This is a genomic window from Citricoccus sp. CH26A (genome assembly GCF_000224415.1).
GTDB lineage: Bacteria > Actinomycetota > Actinomycetes > Actinomycetales > Micrococcaceae > Citricoccus.
This window is the reverse complement of the sequence record NZ_AFXQ01000010.1, coordinates 1-18,954: the sequence shown is the minus strand read 5'-3', so window position 1 is coordinate 18,954 and position 18,954 is coordinate 1. Positions and strand designations below refer to the sequence as shown.

Annotated in this window: 18 protein-coding genes; 7 read left to right on the top strand and 11 right to left on the bottom strand. The window is 67.4% G+C overall.

Going from position 1 to position 18,954, the window contains the following annotated elements; translation table 11 throughout:
* Positions 1–296: 296 nt before the first annotated feature.
* The 3 genes from CITRI_RS16875 to CITRI_RS0107770 form a co-directional block, all read right to left on the bottom strand.
* Positions 297–620 carry a DUF3072 domain-containing protein gene (locus CITRI_RS16875; RefSeq protein WP_010144154.1) on the bottom strand — a complete coding sequence of 108 codons (324 nt, stop codon included), beginning with the start codon at positions 618–620 and terminating at the stop codon, positions 297–299.
* 148 nt (positions 621–768) lie between these two features.
* Entirely contained in the window at positions 769–1,383 is a 615-nt protein-coding gene (locus CITRI_RS0107775) for a hypothetical protein (protein ID WP_010144153.1), read from the bottom strand.
* 152 nt (positions 1,384–1,535) lie between these two features.
* Positions 1,536–2,447 carry a uracil-DNA glycosylase gene (locus CITRI_RS0107770; protein WP_050813635.1) on the bottom strand — a complete coding sequence of 304 codons (912 nt, stop codon included), beginning with the start codon at positions 2,445–2,447 and terminating at the stop codon, positions 1,536–1,538.
* Positions 2,448–2,556: 109 nt separating this feature from the next.
* Here CITRI_RS0107770 and CITRI_RS0107765 point away from each other — a divergent pair, with 109 nt between their 5' ends.
* Positions 2,557–2,853 (top strand): hypothetical protein, encoded by a 297-nt coding sequence (locus CITRI_RS0107765; RefSeq protein WP_010144151.1) that lies wholly within the window; start codon positions 2,557–2,559, stop codon positions 2,851–2,853.
* A gap of 88 nt (positions 2,854–2,941) precedes the next feature.
* On the opposite strand, the gene tsaB is transcribed toward CITRI_RS0107765, so the two are convergent.
* Positions 2,942–3,613 carry a tRNA (adenosine(37)-N6)-threonylcarbamoyltransferase complex dimerization subunit type 1 TsaB gene (tsaB, locus tag CITRI_RS0107760; protein WP_040386071.1) on the bottom strand — a complete coding sequence of 224 codons (672 nt, stop codon included), beginning with the start codon at positions 3,611–3,613 and terminating at the stop codon, positions 2,942–2,944.
* A gap of 129 nt (positions 3,614–3,742) precedes the next feature.
* On the opposite strand from tsaB, the gene CITRI_RS0107755 reads away from it, so the two are divergent.
* From CITRI_RS0107755 to CITRI_RS0107745, 3 genes are all read left to right on the top strand, one after another.
* On the top strand, positions 3,743–4,804 hold the full coding sequence (locus tag CITRI_RS0107755; protein ID WP_010144149.1) for a serine hydrolase: 1,062 nt from the start codon (positions 3,743–3,745) through the stop codon (positions 4,802–4,804).
* A 155-nt stretch (positions 4,805–4,959) separates the two neighbouring features.
* Complete coding sequence (locus CITRI_RS0107750) at positions 4,960–5,859, top strand: hypothetical protein (protein ID WP_010144148.1); 900 nt, start codon at positions 4,960–4,962, stop codon at positions 5,857–5,859.
* A 24-nt stretch (positions 5,860–5,883) separates the two neighbouring features.
* Positions 5,884–6,294 carry a rhodanese-like domain-containing protein gene (locus CITRI_RS0107745; protein ID WP_010144147.1) on the top strand — a complete coding sequence of 137 codons (411 nt, stop codon included), beginning with the start codon at positions 5,884–5,886 and terminating at the stop codon, positions 6,292–6,294.
* A gap of 48 nt (positions 6,295–6,342) precedes the next feature.
* On the opposite strand, the gene CITRI_RS19615 is transcribed toward CITRI_RS0107745, so the two are convergent.
* The 3 genes from CITRI_RS19615 to alr form a co-directional block, all read right to left on the bottom strand.
* Positions 6,343–6,486 (bottom strand): hypothetical protein, encoded by a 144-nt coding sequence (locus CITRI_RS19615; RefSeq protein ID WP_157998911.1) that lies wholly within the window; start codon positions 6,484–6,486, stop codon positions 6,343–6,345.
* Between the two features lie 207 nt (positions 6,487–6,693).
* Complete coding sequence (tsaE, locus tag CITRI_RS0107735) at positions 6,694–7,302, bottom strand: tRNA (adenosine(37)-N6)-threonylcarbamoyltransferase complex ATPase subunit type 1 TsaE (RefSeq protein ID WP_141566019.1); 609 nt, start codon at positions 7,300–7,302, stop codon at positions 6,694–6,696.
* Positions 7,299–8,579 (bottom strand): alanine racemase, encoded by a 1,281-nt coding sequence (alr, locus tag CITRI_RS0107730; RefSeq protein ID WP_010144143.1) that lies wholly within the window; start codon positions 8,577–8,579, stop codon positions 7,299–7,301. The genes tsaE and alr overlap by 4 nt, the downstream gene beginning before the upstream one ends.
* Before the next feature lie 196 nt (positions 8,580–8,775).
* Between alr and CITRI_RS18890 the strand changes: the two genes are divergently transcribed.
* Positions 8,776–9,186, top strand: coding sequence for a rhodanese-like domain-containing protein (locus CITRI_RS18890; protein ID WP_141566018.1), 411 nt, complete (start codon positions 8,776–8,778; stop codon positions 9,184–9,186).
* Positions 9,187–9,263: 77 nt separating this feature from the next.
* On the top strand, positions 9,264–10,544 hold the full coding sequence (gene manA, locus CITRI_RS0107725) for a mannose-6-phosphate isomerase, class I (protein WP_010144141.1): 1,281 nt from the start codon (positions 9,264–9,266) through the stop codon (positions 10,542–10,544).
* 183 nt (positions 10,545–10,727) lie between these two features.
* On the opposite strand, the gene CITRI_RS16870 is transcribed toward manA, so the two are convergent.
* From CITRI_RS16870 to CITRI_RS0107705, 4 genes are all read right to left on the bottom strand, one after another.
* On the bottom strand, positions 10,728–11,273 hold the full coding sequence (locus tag CITRI_RS16870; protein WP_010144140.1) for a hypothetical protein: 546 nt from the start codon (positions 11,271–11,273) through the stop codon (positions 10,728–10,730).
* 62 nt (positions 11,274–11,335) lie between these two features.
* Positions 11,336–13,456, bottom strand: coding sequence for a glycogen debranching protein GlgX (gene glgX, locus CITRI_RS0107715; RefSeq protein ID WP_029139135.1), 2,121 nt, complete (start codon positions 13,454–13,456; stop codon positions 11,336–11,338).
* Between the two features lie 30 nt (positions 13,457–13,486).
* Positions 13,487–14,977: an NAD(P)H-hydrate dehydratase gene (locus tag CITRI_RS0107710; RefSeq protein ID WP_010144138.1), complete on the bottom strand. Its 1,491-nt coding sequence runs from the start codon at positions 14,975–14,977 to the stop codon at positions 13,487–13,489.
* 25 nt (positions 14,978–15,002) lie between these two features.
* A complete protein-coding gene (locus CITRI_RS0107705; protein ID WP_010144137.1) occupies positions 15,003–15,353 on the bottom strand; it encodes a holo-ACP synthase in 351 nt (116 codons plus the stop codon).
* A 2,186-nt stretch (positions 15,354–17,539) separates the two neighbouring features.
* On the opposite strand from CITRI_RS0107705, the gene CITRI_RS18885 reads away from it, so the two are divergent.
* Positions 17,540–18,940 (top strand): sugar transferase, encoded by a 1,401-nt coding sequence (locus tag CITRI_RS18885; protein WP_237709024.1) that lies wholly within the window; start codon positions 17,540–17,542, stop codon positions 18,938–18,940.
* The last annotated feature ends 14 nt before the right edge of the window (positions 18,941–18,954 follow it).

Genomic DNA, 18,954 nt, shown 5'->3' with positions numbered 1-18,954 from the left:
GACGGCGGCCCCGGCGGCGGGCACGAGGAGGGCGCCGGACGCCGCGACGGCGGTGAGGGCACGGGCCAGACGGCGGCGGCCGGTGCGCGGGGCGTCCTCGGTCGAGGCGGTGGGCGCGGTGCGGCGCGGGGTGCTGGTGTGGTCGGCGACCATGGTGTGTCCTCCCGGGTGTCCGAGGTGTGGTGTCGGTACCACCCGAGCCCGGGTGGCCACAGGTTCGTCACCCTAGGCGGTGCCCTCCACGGGCCGCCACCCCGATCTTCGGAACCCCGCACTGACGTGGAGGTTCGAGGACGTCACATTCCGGCGGTCCGCCGGAGCCGGTCGATGTGCACGGAGGCCTCGGCCTTGGTCAGGTTGGCCGGCAGCTCCTCACCGGCGGCCCGGGCCAGGGTGTCCAGGTAGGACCGCTGGGACGGGGTCATGGGGTCGTCCCCGCTGACCCACTCGTCGGGCTCCTTCTCCAGGGCGGGGTCCTCGGTGCTGGAGGCGCCGATGGTGTCCTGGCCGTCGTCCAGGGCGGCGGCCCGCTGCTGCTCCGCGATGTCGGCCTCGTTGGCCTCCACGGGTGCGCCGGTGGCGACCTGGTCCTCCGGATCGGGGAAACGCTGGGTGCTCATGGTGCTGCTCCTTCCGTGACGACGACGTCGGGTGCTGGCCATGGTAGCCCGGACGAACACAGATCGCCCGGCCCCGGTGGCAGTGCCACCGGAACCGGGCGATCGAAGTCCTCGCAGGTGACGCCGGTCAGGGCGTCATCGGGAGAAGTTACTTCTGACCTGCCTTGTCAATGGTCACGAGGAGTTCGGCAATCTTCTTGGATGCCTCGTTGCCCTGGATCTCACGGTTGGCGTAGTCCTCGATGATCTGGGAGCCAGCCATCAGGCCGATCAGATCGTTGGCACGCTCACCGGCGATGGTCTCCACCATTCGCGACTCGCTCAGCATGGAGAGGATACCCGGGATCTGCTCACGCTTGAATCCGGCGGTCTCGAAAGCCTGCAGGCCCTGCTTGATGAGCTTCTGGGCCTCCTTCACCGTGATCGGGGACTCGGGGTCACCCGCGCTGTCCAGCAGCTCGAGGCAGGTCGCCAGCTTCTTGACGAGTGCCAGGGAGACTTCACCGTTGCCGTAGGCATTGGTCTCGTCGCGGCACTCGCGCATCTCCGACTCAGCCTCGGCGGCCGTCTGGCGCTTCTCGCTCTTGCCATTGGCGCTGGCGGCCACGGCGGCCCCGTCGGCCCACGGCTCGGCGGCGATGGTCACCGCGGCGGCCGGGATCAGCAGAGCACCGGCAAGAGCGGCAGCAACGAGGCCGGGCTTGAATCCGCGGCGCTTGCTCGGACGATTGGTGGTCTTCGGCGTGTTCTGGTCGATAGACATGTGGTTCCCCCTCCAAGGGTCCTGGAGCAATAAAGCAGAGCCACCCAAGTCAGGACAGCTTCCGGAGTCACGTTAGCAGGAGACGTTTGAACTTCCTAATGGAAACTAGGCCGTCACGAAACGGATGCGCGCACCCCGAGATGTCAGGTCCGTCACAGCAGACGGATGACCTCATCCAGCATCGCCTCGGTGAGCCGTCCGGTGAAGGTGTTCTGCTGGGAGACGTGGTAGCAGCCGACCACGCGGACCCGCCGCTCCCCCGCGGTTCCGCCACCGTCACTGCTCCCGCCGCCAGCATCACCCGGCACGGTGAACACCGTCTGCACCCCGTGGCCGAACTTCGTCCGCGGCCGCGGCATGCCCCAGCCGATCCGGGCGGCGGCGGCATGGAGGGACTGCCAGCCGATCGAGCCCAGCACCAGGATCGATTCCACCGTGGTCAGCAACTGCAGTTCCCGGTCCAGCCAGTGCCCGCAGGCGGCCCGCTCGGCCGGGGTGGGCTTGTTGTCCGGTGGGGCGCAGTGCACGGGGGCCACCATGCGCAGCCCGCTGAGGCGCTGGCCGTCGCCGGCCATCGCGGACGTCGGGCGCTCGGCATACCCGGCCCGGTGCAGCGCGGCGAACAGCCAGTCCCCCGAGCGGTCTCCGGTGAACATCCGCCCGGTGCGGTTGCCGCCGTGGGCGGCGGGAGCGAGCCCGACCACGAGGACCCGCGCGGACTCGTCCCCATAGGAGGGCACGGGCCGGCCCCAGTACGGCTGGTCGGCGAACGCCCGCCGCTTCTCCACGGCTACGGTCTCGCGCCACTGGATCAGCCGCGGACAGGCCCGGCACACGCTGACCCGTGCGTCGACCTCGGCCAGCGAGGACGCCGACCCCGCCAGGTCCCGGACCTGGTCGGCCGAGGCCGCGGCCGGCGTCGTGGGCAGGGCGGGATCCTCGGGCCAACCGGTGCCCGGCGGCACGGGGGAGGCGAAGCGCTGTCCCGTCAGCGGGTGCGGGAGCGCTTCCGCCGACGCGGGCGATGACGCGTCGAGGTCTCCATCGGTCTGATCAGCTGTCATCATCCCGAGTAGATCACACTGCTCCAGTCCGGGGTGCGTGCGATATTCACACCCCTCTCCGCCAGGCCTACCGTTGAATCCAGGGGATCGCGTACAAGGAGAGTGCGTCATGACGTTCGTCCAGCTGATCGAATACACCACCACCCGGGCCGAGGAGGTGGCCGAGGTCCTCGCCGAGTGGGAGCGGGCCACGGAGGGGAAACGCACGGCTCGCCGGGCCGTGTGGATGAAGCACCGCGACAACCCGGACCGCTATTGCGAGGTCGTCTTCTTCGACTCCTACGAGTCGGCCATGGAGAACTCGCAGCTTCCGGAGACCACGGAGTTCGCGGGGAGGATGCGCGAGCTCGTCGACGGGGAGATCACGTTCCGCGACTACGACGTCGTGGACGAGCGCGAACTCTAGTCAGGAACCGCCGTCATTACGATCACGATGCACGGTGAGACACGCCGCGGGAACCACCGTCCATCGTGCTCGTGACTCTCTCGAGACCTCAGCGCTCCCCCGTGCCCGCCCTCTTGCGCGGCCCGGGGACCTTGGCGTCGGACTCGCGCAGGTACAGCGGTTGCACGGGCAGCAGGCCCCGGCCCCGGCGCAGGGAGAGCTCGCCGACCAAGCCCAGGGCACCGGCGTCCGGGACGGTGGTGCGGAACTCCGGGACCGAGAACAGCACGTCAGGGTACAGTCCGGCACCGGCCCCGTACACCGGCAGCGGGGTGACGTCGGCCGGGGCGGTGACGAAGGGCCCGTGCAGGCGCTGGAACTGCCCGCCCACGTGGGAGTAGTGCGCCCAGTAGACCTCGCGGCGGCGGGCGTCGGTGGCGACCACGAACTCGTCGACGCCGCGGCGCCAGGCGTCCTCGGCGGCGGGGTGGGCGATCGCGTCCAGGCTCATCACCCCGTGCACGTCCAGCCCCCACGCGAAGGCGAGCGAGCGGGCGGTCACCAGCCCGGCGCGCAGGCCGGTGAACGGCCCGGGCCCGACGCCGGCCACCACGGCCCCGAGGTCCGCCGCGGCCACGTTCGCCTCCCGCATGACCTGCTGCACGGCGGGCGCGAGCACCTCGGCGTGGGTGTTGGTCTGGGTGGTGGAGAAGCGGGCGAGGACCTCGCCGGAGAGCACGACGGCGGCGCTGGCGTTCGCGGAGGCATCGATCGCGAGCAGGGGGCGGGGTCGGAGGTCACGGGGTCCAGTCTACGGAGCGTCCGCACCCGTCAGCGCGGGCCCGCGAAAACCCCACGCCACCAGCGGCTCATCCTCCCCGGCACCACCCCCGTGCACTAGATTGAGCATGTGACAACCCCTCCCCCTCCGGGTTCCTCGACGCCTGCCGAGGACCTGACGGAACTCGCCTCGGTCCTGGACGAGGCGGCCCTGCGCCACAACTTCTCCGGCGCCATCTCCATCGACGTGGACGGCTCCCCCGTGCTGTCCCGCGGGTACGGGCTGGCCGAGCGTGTGCTGCGCATCCCGAACACGCCCGAAACCCGGTTCGGGGTGGCGAGCGTGTCCAAGGCGTTCACGGCCCTGGTCATCATGTCCCTCATCGAGGACGGCTCCCTGTCCCGGACCTCGAGGGTGCGGCCCATGCTCGGCCTGGACCTGCCGGGGATCGACGATGACGTGACCCTGGAGCACCTGCTCGGCCACACCTCGGGCCTCGGCGACTACCTGGACGAGTCGGCCGACTGGGAGGTCACCGACTACGTGCTGCCCGTCCCCACGCACACGCTGGCCGAGACCGAGGGGTTCCTGCAGGTGCTGCACTGCCCGCAGGTCTCCCGGCCCGGGGAACGGTTCGCCTACAACAACGGCGGGTACATCGTCCTGGCCCTGGCCGCGGAGCGCGCCTGCGGCCGGAGCTTCCACGAGCTGGTCACCGAGCGGGTGCTCGCCCCTGCGGGCATGGGCGCCACCGGGTATCCCCGGCTGGACGAGCCCGCCGCGGGCACCGCCACCGGGTACCTGCGGTGCGACTCGGTGCGCACCAACGTGCTGCACCTGCCGGTGCGCGGCAACGGCGACGGCGGCGCGGTCTCCACGGTCGAGGACCTCAGCAGGTTCTGGCGCGCCCTGGCGGACGGCAGGATCGTCTCCCGTGGGGCTCTGGCGGAGATGACCCGCCCCCGGCACCACGACGAGTACGAGGGACTGCGCTGCGGGATGGGCTTCTGGCTCGACGAGGACGGCCCCGGCTGGATCCTGGAGGGCTACGACCCCGGGGTCTCGGTGCGCACCCGCTTCGACCCGACCACCCGGACCACCGTCACCATCGTCTCCAACGACTCCGAAGGCGCCTGGCCGGTCATCCAGCGTTACGTGGACTGGCTGAATCCCTCCGGATCCTGGATCTGACCCGCTGCACCCCAGCACGGCGCCTGCCTGCCTTCACTGCGCGACCAGCCCCTGCACCACCATCAGCACCAGTGGCACCCGAGTACACGACCACGTTTCCCTCCCCCACCGGCCCCCTTACGGTGTGAGCAGCACCGGCGACGGGAGGGGCGACCATGGCCAGACCCACGGGGAACACCCTGGGCCGTCGCGCCGCGCTGGCGTTGCTGGCCGGCCTGGTGATCTCCACCGGCGCCCAGGTGAAGGCCACCCCCTCAGCGACCGGCGACGCCCGGTTCACCTCGGTGTCCCCCGAGCCGGCGGGGACGGGGCGGACCACGCTGACCGGAACCGCGCGCTACGCCGCGGAGTCCACGGCCTGGGGCCACGCGACGGTGACCGACCGGCACACCGGACAGCGCACCCCGGTGGCCCTCGACTACGGGCGGCTCTACGCGTTCGGGTCCTCCACCATCGCGCTGTCCGGACCGCGCTTCGCCGCCGAGTTCCGGGGCATGCCCTTCTACAACGGGGGCCACAGCGGTGAGCTCGCCGAGGAGACGGTGAAACGCCTCGGGTCCCACCCGGCGCAGAACGCGGCGTTCCGGCCCACCCACGGGCAGCGCGGGGCCATCCTGCTGCTGAACCTGGGCAAGAACAACCTCAACGGGGCCGGTGGGACCCGGGACGTCGGCACGCTGCTGCAGTGGACCCGGGACGCGGTGGCCTGGAACGGCGGCACCAACGTCCTGGTGATGGGCCACTTCGTCAACACGCACACTCCGCGCTCCGGGTCGGCGCTCCGGGACGGGGTCATCGCGTACAACGTGGCGGCCCGCGCCGAGTTCGGCCGGCAGTTCGTCGACCTGGGCGGTTTCCTCACCTCACCGGAGGTGTGGGGGTACGCCGGCATCAGCCCGACGCCGGCCGACCGGCAGGAGCAGGCGACCGGGAACAAGCCGCCCTCACTGTCCCGGGACAGCGCGCACCTGAACCCCGCGGCCGAGGCGGCCCTCGCCCGCCTGGTGCACGAGCACCTGAGCGAGCTCGGGTGGGTGCGGTCCCGGCCCGGATAGGTCGCCACCCCCTAGGATCGCGGTGTGGAGACTGACCCGAACGGTTCGATGGCCCTGCTGCGCCGTGTGCGTGCCGGCCTGGACCGCCTCTCCCCCACGGCTGCCCTGGCGGAACAGCAACGGGGCGCGGTGCTGATCGACGTGCGCACCGAGACCCATCGCGCCGAGGCCCCGGGCATCCCGGGCGCGCTCGTGATCGACTTGACGGTGCTCCCCTGGCGGCTGGATCCCGGCTTCGCGTACCGGATCCCGGAGGCGACCCGCTGGGACACCCGCTATGTGTTGTTCTGCCGCCACGGCTACGCGTCGTCCTTGGCGGCGTGGAACCTGCGCCAGATGGGACTGCACCACGCCACGGACATCGACGGCGGTTTCGAGGCCTGGCAGCAGGACGGCCTGCCGGTCACCTACAGCGAATTCGACGTCCGCACGTGACCGACTGGACCCGCCGCGAATGCTCCGCGGCAGCGCGGGTGCTCCGGATTACTGCATGAACATCAGGAAGACAAAGAACGCCGCCAGGACCAGCAGCACCAGGGCGATCCCGACGGCTGTCCCGGCCTCCAGGCGCTTGGGGTTAGATCCGTAGACGGTCCGATAGTGGGTACGGCTCTGAGAGTTGTTCAAGATGGCCCCTCCGGAGAGTCAAGCGGAAATCCGCACGTGCGTATGAGACGGGAACCAGCGCGGCGTTTCTTGGGGATGGCCGGGCGGATACCTGAGCGTGAGTCTAGCGAGCGCCGCCCATCCTGGGCTAGGGATCTGCTCAACATCCACTGCATACGACGTTGTATGTCCTGTGGGACGTCCACCGCCGGGGACGCCACCGAGGGTTCAGCTCGGGAGTGCCGCAGAGACCCAGCGGGGCCCGTAGGCGAGGACGACGGCGGTGCGCGCCTCGTCCTGCCCGGCGCCGTCCTCGTCGGAGAAGTCGGTGACGATGGTGCCGGCCTCGGCGTCGGCGCGGGCGCCTTCGCCACCGCTCGTTCCCCCACCGGTCGCGCGCACCAGCTCGATGTCCAGCCAGGACGCCTCGGGGTCATCCGGCCAGCCGGCCAAGGACTCCGCCAGTCCCCTCCCCCACTCCACGACCGTCACGGAGCGGTCCACGGTCGTGTCCAGGTCCAGGTCGGACAGTTCCCCGGCGGATGCGAGCCGGTAGGCATCCACGTGCACGAGGTCCGGCCCGTCGCTGGGGGACGGGTGGATCCGGGAGAGCACGAAGGTCGGGGAGATGATGCCCTCCCGTACGCCGAGTCCCACCCCGAGGCCCTGGGTGAAGGTCGTCTTGCCGGCCCCAAGCTCTCCGGTCAGGATCACCACGTCACCGGCGCGCAGCTCGCCAGCCAGCCGCGCCGCCCACGCCTGAGTGGCCGCCGCTCCGTCCAGCGGCACCTCGAGCCGGGCCGCCGGGTGCGGTGCCGGTACATGGACTGGCCTCACCGACTCTCCCCCGTGGGGATCCCGGTGCCCACGCCCGGATCCGTGTCCACGTGGATCCTCGGGACCCGGGCACCGATGCGGGTGACGAGTTCGTAGTTGATGGTCCCGGCCGCCGCGGCCCACTCGTCGGCGGCGATCCCGGACTCCGGGCCAAACAGGTCCACCCGGGCTCCGATGGGCGCCACGGTGGCGTCCTCCGTGCGCAGGTCCACCACGAACTGGTCCATGGCGATCCGCCCGGCCACCTCGTACCGCTGGCCACCGATGGACACGGGAGCGGCGATCGCCGTCCGCGGCACCCCGTCCCCGTAGCCCAGGGGCACCAGGGCCAGCCGCGTGGGAGCGGAGGTGTGGTACCGGTACCCGTAGGAGACGCCCTGGCCGGCGTCGACGGCCTTGTTGTTCGCCACCGAGGTGGTGACCGTCATGGCGGGGATGAGCCCGAACTCCTCGGCGGGGCGGTCGCTGAACGGGGAGAGCCCGTAGATCCCCAGGCCGGCGCGGACCAGGTCAAGGTGGGCGTCGGGGCGCACCAGGATGCCCGGGGTGTTGGCGATGTGCCGCACGTCCACGTCGAGCCCGGCGTTCCTGGCCGTCTCCACCGCTCCGTGGAACAGGGCCAGCTGTTCGTCGGTCTCGGCGTCGCGGTCCTCCTCGTCGGCCACGGCCAGGTGCGAGAAGATCCCGACCACCCGGATCACCCCGGCCTCCTGCAGCGCGGCGGCCCGGGCCACCACGCCCGGCCAGTCCGCCAGGGTCGCCCCGTTACGGCCCAGCCCGGTGTCCACCTTGAGGTGTACCCGCGCCGGGCGTTCCAGGCGCTGCGCGGCCTGGGCGATCGGCTCCAGCTCCCAGCCGGAGATGCCGAGGTCGATGTTCTCCTCGATGGCCCGCCCGAACGGGGTGTCCCGGGTGTGCAGCCAGGCCAGGGTCGGTGCGCTCAGCCCGGCGGCCCGCAGTTTCAGCGCCTCGGACACGTGTGCCACTCCGAGCCAGGTGGCCCCGGCCTCCACGGCTGCGCGGGCCACGGGCACCGCGCCGTGCCCGTAGCCGTCAGCCTTGACCACGGCCATCAATGCGGAGGGCTGGACCCAGGATCGCAACTGGGCCACGTTGTGCCGGATCGCGGCCAGGTCCACGACGGCGGCCCGCTCAGCGGGGAGTGAAGGACCGGTTAACTTGGCGGATCCAGCCGGACCGGTGGGCCCGGTGATACCCGCCGGCTGCAGGGCCGGCGGGGTGTGGAAGTCGGTGATGGCGTCGCTGACAGAAGACATGATGGGCCCATTGTCCCACCCCGACCTCTCCGTAAGACGACAGCCGATTTATCACCCGTTGAGTGAGACCATTTCTAAACCTAGGATCGGCGCCAGTCACGATGCTATGACGAGGTCGAGTGACGCCACGCCCCTCAAAGCGTTCGAAAGGTCGTCACCATAAGAGGCCAACATTTTCAGCGCCTATTCTTGGATTGTGACTGTGAAAGAGGTTGGTTCTGAAGCCGCGCTCAGAAATGCCCATTGTGAACTAGACGGATTGACCCCGAAGCAGGCTCTGGCAGAGCAAGCGAACGGGGCGTTACTCATCGATGTCCGGCTGGAGGCACACAGCGCCGGGATCGCCGGCATCCCAGGTGCCATCGTGATCGACTTGATGCTCCTGTCCTTGCGCCTTGACCCCACGTCGGAGCACCGCATACCCGAAGCGGACAGCTGGGACAGCCGATATGTCTTGTTCTGCGAACACGGACAGTCATCCCAATTGGCAGCGTCGGAGCTCCGGAAGAGGGGTCTTCACCGCGCCACACATATGACCGGTGGATTTGAGGCCTGGGCAGGAGCCGGGCTCACCACAGTCCACGGCTCGGCAGATGTGCGGTCCTGACCCATTTCCTATCAGGGGCCACCGGGCACAGCCTCTGCTGTAACGTTCACTCGAATCTAACCGGATAGGTCTTCACCATGTTCCTGCTGCGCAATGCCATCCGTGACTATGCCTGGGGGTCCGCGACCCTGTTGGCCGAGCTGCAGGGACGCACCCCCTCGGGCCGTCCGGAGGCCGAGCTGTGGATGGGCGCCCACCCCGGGGCCCCCTCAGGCGTCGTGCCCGCCGCGGATCCCTCGGCCACGCCGGTCCCCCTGGACGAACTGATCGCCCGCGACCCGCAGGCCCTGCTCGGGCACGCCGCCCGGTTCGGCCGGCTGCCCTACCTGGTGAAGCTGCTCGCGGCCGGGCGCCCGCTGTCCATCCAGGCCCATCCCACCCTGGACCAGGCCCGTGCCGGCTTCGCCGCCGAGCAGGCCGCCGGGGTCCCGATCACCGCGGCGCACCGCAACTACCGCGATGACAACCACAAGCCCGAGATGGTACTCGCGCTGACCCCGTTCACCGCCCTGTGCGGCTTCCGCTCCCCCGAGGACGCCGCGCGGTCCTTCGACCGGCTCGCCGGGGCCCTGGCCGAACACTTCGAGGGCGCCGAGGCCGGCCCCGGCACCGCGGCCGCGGCCCTGGCCGCCACGCTGCACGCCGGCGACCTGGAGTCGGCCTTCTCCACCCTGCTGGACCCCGAGGGGGGCTGGGCCGCCGGCGCCTGGGTCCAGGACGTCGTGGCCACCCTACGCCGGGCCCCGCACGTGCTGGAGGACGACCTGAACCTGTCCACCGCCGTCGGGATCTCCGAGCACTACCCCGGGGATGCCGGGGTGATGGTCTCCGTGCTGCTGAACCGGGTGGACCTGGCCCCCGGACAGGCCATCCACCTGCCGGCCGGCAACGTGCACGCCTACCTGCACGGGCTCGGCGTGGAGGTGATGGCGGCCTCGGACAACGTGCTGCGCGGAGGACTGACGCCCAAGCACGTGGACGTGGACGAGCTGCGCCGGGTGGTGCACTTCCAGGCGCTTCCGGTGCCCTACTGCACCCCCCACGCCCAGGGCGAGGGACACCTCGTCTTCCGCCCGCCCTTCGAGGAGTTCCAGCTCGAGCGCCTGGACCTGCCCGCGGCCACCGGCCGCACCCTGACCGCCAACGGACCCGTCATCGCGGTCTGCACCGCCGGGACCGTGCGCATCGACTCCGGTCACGACAGCGCCCTGCTCACCCCCGGCCAGTCCGTGTTCCTCGGCGCGACCGAGGACCCCGCCGTGGTGCGCCCCGAGACTGCGACGAAGGTCGACGCAGGGGCAGGACTGGACCCGGTTTCTGCAACTCTGTTAACCGTAACCTTGCCTCAAGCGGTGTAGCGACTTAGTGCAGACGAGCTCCGAGAACATCTTGGTTTCTATCGCGGCCCAAATGGAGCGTCCGTCGGCGCCCGTCGCGAATGCACTGTTGTGGAGAAGAGTCGTCGACGAAAGCTTCGTAGCGAGCGAATGCTCCCGGCGTCCGCATCGCGTATGTCTCAGCCCCCACCGCCGAGGCTGGACCTAGTTCTTGATGCGGTCGATCGGCATTTGCAGCCAGTCCGGCGGTGGGGTGCCACAACCGGGCGTGAGGAACGTCTTGCCATAAGCGGCCATGGCGTAGACGAAGTCATGGGCGTAACCGCGCGTGCTGCGGGCTGGCTGGAACTCGTACATGTGAACTGGACCGTTCCAGCACCGCTCCACGAGCATCCGCGATCGTTCGATGTGATGGTTGAACGTCAGCACTCCGAGGCTGTGCACCCCACGCTGACGAGCGATGTTCGAACCGACCATGGCCTCACCCTGCGTCGTCACCGGTTCGGGCGAGAAACATTCGACCTCGACGCCGGCCGGCGGACGGTGGCAGAGGGTCGCTTCACTGCGCGGCGTCGTGGAGACGATCAGCAGATCGGTCACGCCCGCGTCGACCAAGCGATGCGCCTCCTCGTGGGCACCGGGTTGCGTGGCCAGCACCAGCAACGCGTCCACCCGCGGGGCCGAGTTCACCCGCGGATTTACGGTGAACCACGCCAGCACAGCACCCACGGCCAGGAACGCCAGCACCACCACCCCTGCGCCGCGGAGCACCCACCGGCGCCAGCGGCACCGGTGGGTGCGGGACCGCTCGCTCAACGCTCCGTGGACTGGAGGATCACGATCCCGCGACCGGGTACGGTGACCTTGTCCCCCGCGCTGAACGCGGCGACGTCCGGGGCGGCCTGGGCCGTGTCCACCACGAGTGTCCAGGAGTCGGGGAACGGCGCACCCGGCAGGGTGTACTCCACCGGTTCCCAGTAGGCGTTGAGGAGCACGTAGAAATCGTGGTCGGCTTCCGCGTCGCCCGCTCGAACAGGAGCCGGCAGGTGGTGACCGTTGAGGAAGAACGAGATGGACCGCGCGTGGTACGAGTCCCAATCGGACTCGTCCTTGGCCGTCGCATCCGGCTCCAGCCAGACAATGTCGGGCAACTCCTCGGGGTTCTCGCGGGACATCGGCCGTCCCTCGAAGTACTGGCGGCGACGGAACACCGGGTGTTCCTGACGCAACCCGATGACCGTGGAGGTGAACTCGATGAGGTCCTCGTCCGCCTCGTCCCAGTGGATCCAGGACAGTTCGTTGTCCTGGCAGTAGACGTTGTTGTTGCCCTGCTGGGTCCGGCCGAGCTCGTCCCCGTGGCAGATCATCGGCACGCCCTGGCTGATCATCAGGGTGGTCAGGTAATTCCGCTGCTGCTGGGCGCGCAGGCGGTTGACCTCCGCATCCTCCGTGGGCCCTTCCTCGCCGCAGTTCCACGAGCGGTTGTGGGACTCGCCGTCGTTGTTGTCCTCGCCGTTGGCGTCGTTGTGCTTCTCGTTGTAGGAGACGAGGTCGCGCAGCGTGAAGCCGTCATGGGCGGTCACGAAGTTCACGGAAGCCCGGGGCGTGCGGTTGTCGTCCTCGTAGAGGTCGGCCGAACCGGTGATTCGGGTGGCGAACTCCGCCAGCGTGCCCGGCTCCCCACGCCAGAAGTCGCGGACGGTGTCCCGGTACTTGCCGTTCCACTCACTCCAGAGCCCCGGGAAGTTGCCGACCTGGTATCCGGCCCAGCCGACGTCCCATGGCTCGGCGATGAGCTTGACCTGGCGCAGCACCGGGTCCTGGCGGACCACCTGGAGGAACCCGGACATCATGTCCGGTCCCTGCTCGCCCTCGGCCCGGGTCAGCGTGGTGGCCAGGTCGAACCGGAACCCGTCCACGCGCATCTCCTCCACCCAATACCGCAGGGAGTCCATGACCAGCTGCAGCACCATCGGATGGGACAGGTCCAGCGAGTTGCCGGTGCCCGTGTAGTCCATGTAGTGGCGCTCGTCGCCCTCGACCAGGTGGTAGTAGTTCCGGTTGTCCAGGCCCCGGAAGGACAGCGTGGGGCCCATGTGGTTGCCCTCGGCGGTGTGGTTGTAGACCACGTCCAGGATGACCTCGAGGCCGGCGGCGTGCAGGTCCTTGACCATCTGCTTGAACTCGCGGACCTGTTCTCCGTGGTCACCGGAGGACGAGTAGGTGTTCTGCGGGGCGAAGTACCCCAGGGTGTTGTATCCCCAGTAGTTCGAGAGCCCCTTGTCCTGCAGGTAGGAGTCGTTGGTGAACTGGTGCACCGGCATCAGTTCCACGGCCGTGACCCCCAGCCGCTTCAGGTGCTTGACCACGGTCGGGTGCGCCAGCCCGGCGTAGGTGCCCCGCTGGTCCTCGGGCACGTCCGGGTGTAGGGCGGTCATGCCCTTGACGTGGGTCTCATAGACGACCGTCTCGTTGAACGGGATGTCCGGCCGCTCGTCCTCGCCCCAGTCGAAGGAGTCGTCGATGACGATGCCGAGCATCGTGTGGCCCAGCGAGTCGGTGGTGTCGATCTCGTCGTGGTTCTCGAAGTCGTAGGAGAACTGGTGCTGGCCCCAGTTAAAGTCCCCCGTAACCGCCTTGGCGTAGGGGTCGATGAGGATCTTGGCGGCGTTGAACCGCAATCCGGAAGCCGGGTCCCAGGGCCCGTGCACCCGGTAGCCGTACACCTGGCCGTGTCCGACGCCGGCCACGTGCACGTGCCACGTGTTGCCGGAGTGTTCGGTCAGTTCCAGACAGGTCTCCTGGCCCTGGTCATCGATCAGGCATAGCTCGACCTTTTCGGCGTCCTCGCCCACGGCGATCGCGAAGTTCGTCCCTGCCTCATCAGGCGTGGCTCCCAAGGGATATGGCTCTCCGGCGGCTGTCTCGAGCATGGTTCTCCTCAGTGCATGGATGGAACTGCCTCAGTCTAAGCGGGCTGGGTGTACGGCATTGACCAGCACTGACCGCACGGCGGCAGCGAGCATCGACGCCCCGAAGGGACCGTAGGCCGCGGCACGCACCCCGGCCGCACCGTGCAGCCAGGCCGCGGCCGCGGCCTTCTTCACTGGGGAGACAGGCTCACCGTGCTCGGCGTGGGTCAGGGCGGAACCGACCAGTCCGGCCAGGGTGTCCCCGCTGCCGGCCGTCGCCAGTTCCGGACCGCCCTCGTTCTGCACCACGGTGTGCCCGTCGGGTGCGGCGCAGACGGTGGTCGGCCCCTTGAGGAGCACGACGGCGCCCAGTTCCCTGGCAACAGCGCGCGCGGCAGTCACGGTGTCCATTTCCGCCACGGCGTGGAAGGAGACGTTCATCTCCGGCGCCAACCTGCCCGCCACGCGGAGTAACTCGCCGTGGTGTGGCGTGAGCACCACCGGTGCTCCGGCTGCACGGAGCCGGTCCAGGTCCTCGCGGGTCACCAGGTCCAGCGCCGAGGCGTCCAGGACGAGCGGCAGCCCGCCCTCGACGCAGGTCTCGATTACTTCGGCCAGGCGGGACCGGGCCTCGTCACCGGACCCGAGGCCGGAACCTGCTACCCAGGCCCGGGCCTTGCCCTGGGTGTCCGAGCCGGCTACGACCTCCGGCAGTGCGGACAGGACGTGCTGCCGCACGGGCTCCGGTCCGGCGTACTGCACCATCCCCAGCCCCGAGGCCAGCGCCGCCGAGCACACCAGCACGGCGGCCCCGGAGTACTTCTCGGACCCCGCCGCCACGCCCAGTACCCCGCGGGAGTACTTGTGGTCGTCCCAGGCCGGCGGCGCGAACATCGCGAGCGCGTCGTGCCGCTCCAGCGAGGACACGTCCGGAGCGGGGAGGTACGGTCCCAGCCCGATGTCCACCACTTCCACCCGCCCGGCAGCTTGGGCTCCGGCTCCGACGACCAGCCCGGTCTTCAGCGCCCCGAAGGTGACCGTGATATCCGCGGGGATCACTCCCCCGGCGACCTGTCCGGTGTCGGCGTCCACGCCGGAGGGCAGGTCGCACGCGACCACGGTGACGCCTGGTGGGAGTCCCGGGATGGCGGTGGTGTCCCAGCCACCCCGCGCCCCGGTGCCCAGGACCGCGTCGATGAGCAGCGTGGTCCGGGCCGGTACGCGCTCGACCACGCGCCCGCCGGCCTGCAGGAATGCGGCGAGCCCGGCTGGGTGCATCCGCTCGGCCATCGGCACGGCGACGACGTCCACGCCGCGACGCCGCAGGAAACTCAGTGCCCACAGCGCATCCCCGCCGTTGTTCCCTGTGCCCACCAGTGCCGCCACCGCCACGCCCGCCACCGGGCCTCTCGCGCGCAGCTGCCGGAGGACGCAAGTTGCCAGCCCCCACGCGGCACGGCGCATCAGCGCGTCACCGTGACCGGCGTCAAGCAGCGGTTTCTCGGCGGCCCGGACCGCGCTCCCGGTGTAGGCGTGGATCACGACACTTCCCTCCTTGCCGGCTGGGTCAGCCCTCGGCGACGACCATGGCGGTAGCTATATCACCGTCATGGCTCAACGACAGGTGCCACGTCCTGACGCCCTTGACGTTCGCGACTTCGGCCACGGTGCCGGTGGCCACTATGTGCGGGGCACCGGTCGCGTCGATCTCGATGCTGCAGTGCTGCCAGTTCATCCCGGCCGGGGCGGAAAGTGCCTTGGCCACGGCTTCCTTGGCAGCAAACCGGGCTGCGAGGGAACGAAGGTTAAGCTCCCGCTCGACCGGGGTAAACAACCTCTCCCGCAGGGCGGGGGCCCTGGCCAACTGGTCTTTAAAGCGGGATACCTGAACCACATCCACGCCAATGCCGATGATCATGCGGTCATCCTAACGATGCCCTGCCCATAGACGACAAGCAGTTCCTCCTTTCCCGGAATGCAGACCCGGCTGCCTCCAGCTTGACCATGGTGAGAACGGAGTGCGGAAAGCAAGCCGCTGCTCATCGGCTCGTGAGATACCCCTTGAAGGTAGCGTCCGCGACTTGCGACGCGGTTCGGAGTGCATGCGCAAAGGTCCCGCGCGTGACGTTCAGCCACGACGCCGGTTGGCCGCCCGTCACGAGGCCGTCGAGGTGAAGCTGCCGACATGCAAAGACCATCTGCCACTAATTCAACATCAGGCCGCCCGGAGGTGCCGTAATACGGAGCAGATCATGCTATTGGTCCCGAAGGTGCGAATGGCCACCACGAGGCTCGTCGCGGGTGCGACTTTGACTCTCAGGGTTAGCAGAGTTCCTGGACGTAGACGGTGGCGAATTTTTAGCCCAGCAACTTAGATAACGCTGATGGCCTGATGTTCCATCAGGGTGCGGCTTACCGCCTCGGTCTCACTGACATCGGCTCCGATGAACGGCACGGCATTAAGAATGCTGAGTGGGCCTGAACCCGATAACCTGCATCGCCGGCCACCGTCCAACTCCAGGCCAGGACCCTACTAACTGACCCATTCGTCAGGTGTCGGGAGGGCGACCGCGTCACATCGAACGCTGCGGTGTACCGAGTACTGGTCGCGATCCCAACGATCGAGCCGGGACAATTGGTCGTAGGGGTCTGGGGCACTTATGTGCCTGCGCCACCATGCCTGGAATGCCTCGCGCAGAAGTTCCAGAGTCATCGGCGTGCCATCGATTTACCTGAATGGGCGAAAGCCGCCCGCCTCGGCCGCGTCTGATGAGGCGAAGTAGTAGGCGCCAGCATGTGGACTCGACCAGCGGCCGGACTGTGATTCTTGAGCATTGCTTGTCACCGTTCCGAGCAATCGTAGGCGTTTGTTGGCCTGAAACTTAGACGCAGTGACACCCACGTGGAATACGAGGCCGCTACTCGTTCTCTGCCTACGGACGTGCACTGAGAACGATCCGTCTAGGTGAATGCCGCGTATGACCTGCGGAAGGGACGCTACTTAGTGGCCAACTAGAACGGTCCGATAGCATCGACCAGCGCGGTCGTCCACGCGGGGCCCGCCTCAGCACCCTGGGCCTCAGGACCGTGAAGTTCGTTCTCCCGGCGATGAGCGAGCCGGTTAGAATCAACACTTCACCTGCAACTCTTCCTTGATCAAGTTACTGACTCTATCGTCGCAGCGGCCCGCCGGGTGTTTCCTCGCACGCAACCACCGGCGGCAGCGACGGCAAATAGCCAGATTTCCTTCGTTCCTAAGTCAACGTCCACCCGCTGCAGACGGGGACTGACCTGGTTGACCAGCTCATTGTTAATGGCGCCCGGAGCATCAGCCCATTTGTCTGCGTGAAGCCCATCCTTCGTCCAGACTGGCCGAGCGCCACCCGATGAACGTCATGGGCTGGTCTTATATTGAACTGGTCAGCCTGCGAGGGTGGCACGGCCAGGATCCTAATAGGGCTCTGTGTCTAGGTGTGTGCAACTTGGGTGCGCGAAACGATCTGTCACTCATATAGCTGTGCCCAATCTTCAGCGTCCACGACCATTGCCAGCAGGGCTGATAACTAAACCCAGGAGCGTCATCGCGCGACGACAGTTCAATATAACGGGCGGATTCACAAGACCTTCACGCTCGATGGACGGTGATGGCGTCGGCCCGACACGAATTCTTGATCGTTACGCTCAGGATCTCCGCTTCGATCGGGCGCTCCCACGAATCAACAGTCAGCAATGGTTTCGCGCGCACAAGATGTTGAGATCTGGTGCCACTGCCACGCCGCTGAGGAGACAGCTCGGCAGCAGGCGATGAAGTACGCCTACAGGGAGTGCGGGTGCCAAAAATGGCACTCATTGACATCGCGTCGTTCGGTCATTGACCTCCCGTAGACTTGTCCCCGGTCAGGGAGCAAGTACTTACGCCTCCTGAGGCCATCACTGCATAGGGGTGACTGGAGGAAGTCGACGTTCAATGCGTCGTGCACCGCACAGGGGTAGGGGAACACCATTTCAATGGCGACCAAAGTCAGCGACGTCCGTAATGTTCAAAACGAGCACACGCGGGATATCGATCATTCGGCTGATTGGCAGCCGTCGACTGTGTCCAGGATGAGCATCGTGGACGCATTCGTCATCATCGCAGCACTCCTCCTCGCGCATTTCGCCCGGTTTGGCGTCACTGATGCTCCGTCTCTAGAAGGAGCATGGGATGCCTCCTACTTAGTTGTCGGACTACTCCTGGCAGTGGGATGGTGGCTTTTTCTCGGGTTCTTCCGTTCGCGAGACCTAAAAGTATTAGGGGCCGGACCTGAGGAGTACAAAAGAGTCGTCACGGCCTCTCTTTACTTGTTTGGTCTTGTTGCCATCATTTCCTACGTGTTTCAGCTAGAGGTCGCCCGGGGCTATGTAGGGGTAGCCCTACCCGCGGGTATCATCGCTCTGCTTGCGGGGCGCTGGCTCCTTCGTCGTCGCTTGGTGCACCTACGTGAATCGGGTAAGTCGATTCGGAGAGTAGTCCTCATGGGGGGACCCAGTGCGGTCCAGCATCTCAATCGGTCCCTCAACGAAGTACCCGGCGCCGGTTACAAGCCCGTAGCGGCAATTCTCCCTGGTTTTAGTCTCGACACTCCTGCAGGCCAAGACGGCTTGCCGCTTCCTGTAGCGAGCGTGTCAAAGAATGTAGATGAAATTCTCCAGGTGTTGGACGACTACCACGCAGATGCATTGGCCATGTCTGCCGGAGTAGCCATGAAGACCAGAACCATCCGCCAGCTCGGGTGGGCGCTAGCTGACCGTCGCATTAGCCAAATCATGGCACCAGCACTCACGGATATCGCAGGTCCTCGCATTCACGCGCAGCCCGTTGCGGGGTTGTCGCTGATTCACGTGTCGACACCTCGTTTGGCGGGAACAGAGGCCTTCCTCAAGCGCACCTTCGACGTTGTCTCATCTGCGGCGCTTCTAATGCTTCTGCTCCCTATTTTCTTAATCGTTGGCTTGTTGATCAAGGTCGACGATCCTGGCCCGGCATTCTTCCACCAGCGACGAGTCGGCAAAAGAGGCGAACATTTCTACATGCACAAGTTCCGCTCCATGGTGGTGGATGCTGAGGCACGATTAGAGAGGCTTCAGGCAGATAATGAGGGCGCCGGGGTGCTTTTCAAAATGAGGGAAGACCCCCGCATCACGAAACTTGGTGCCTTCATACGTCGGTATTCGATCGACGAATTACCCCAACTTTGGAATGTATTCAAGGGAGACATGTCGCTCGTCGGGCCTCGTCCTCCCCTTCCCGCTGAGGTGGCCGAATATGAAGATCACGTCAGCAGACGGTTACTGGTAAAGCCAGGCATTACAGGACTATGGCAAGTAAGCGGACGATCTGATTTGTCTTGGGACGAGTCCGTCAGACTTGACCTCTATTACGTCGAGAATTGGAGCTTCGTTCAGGACTTGATGATTCTTGCGAGGACTCTCAAGGCTGTAGTGGCCAAGGACGGAGCATACTGATCCCGTGATTTTCT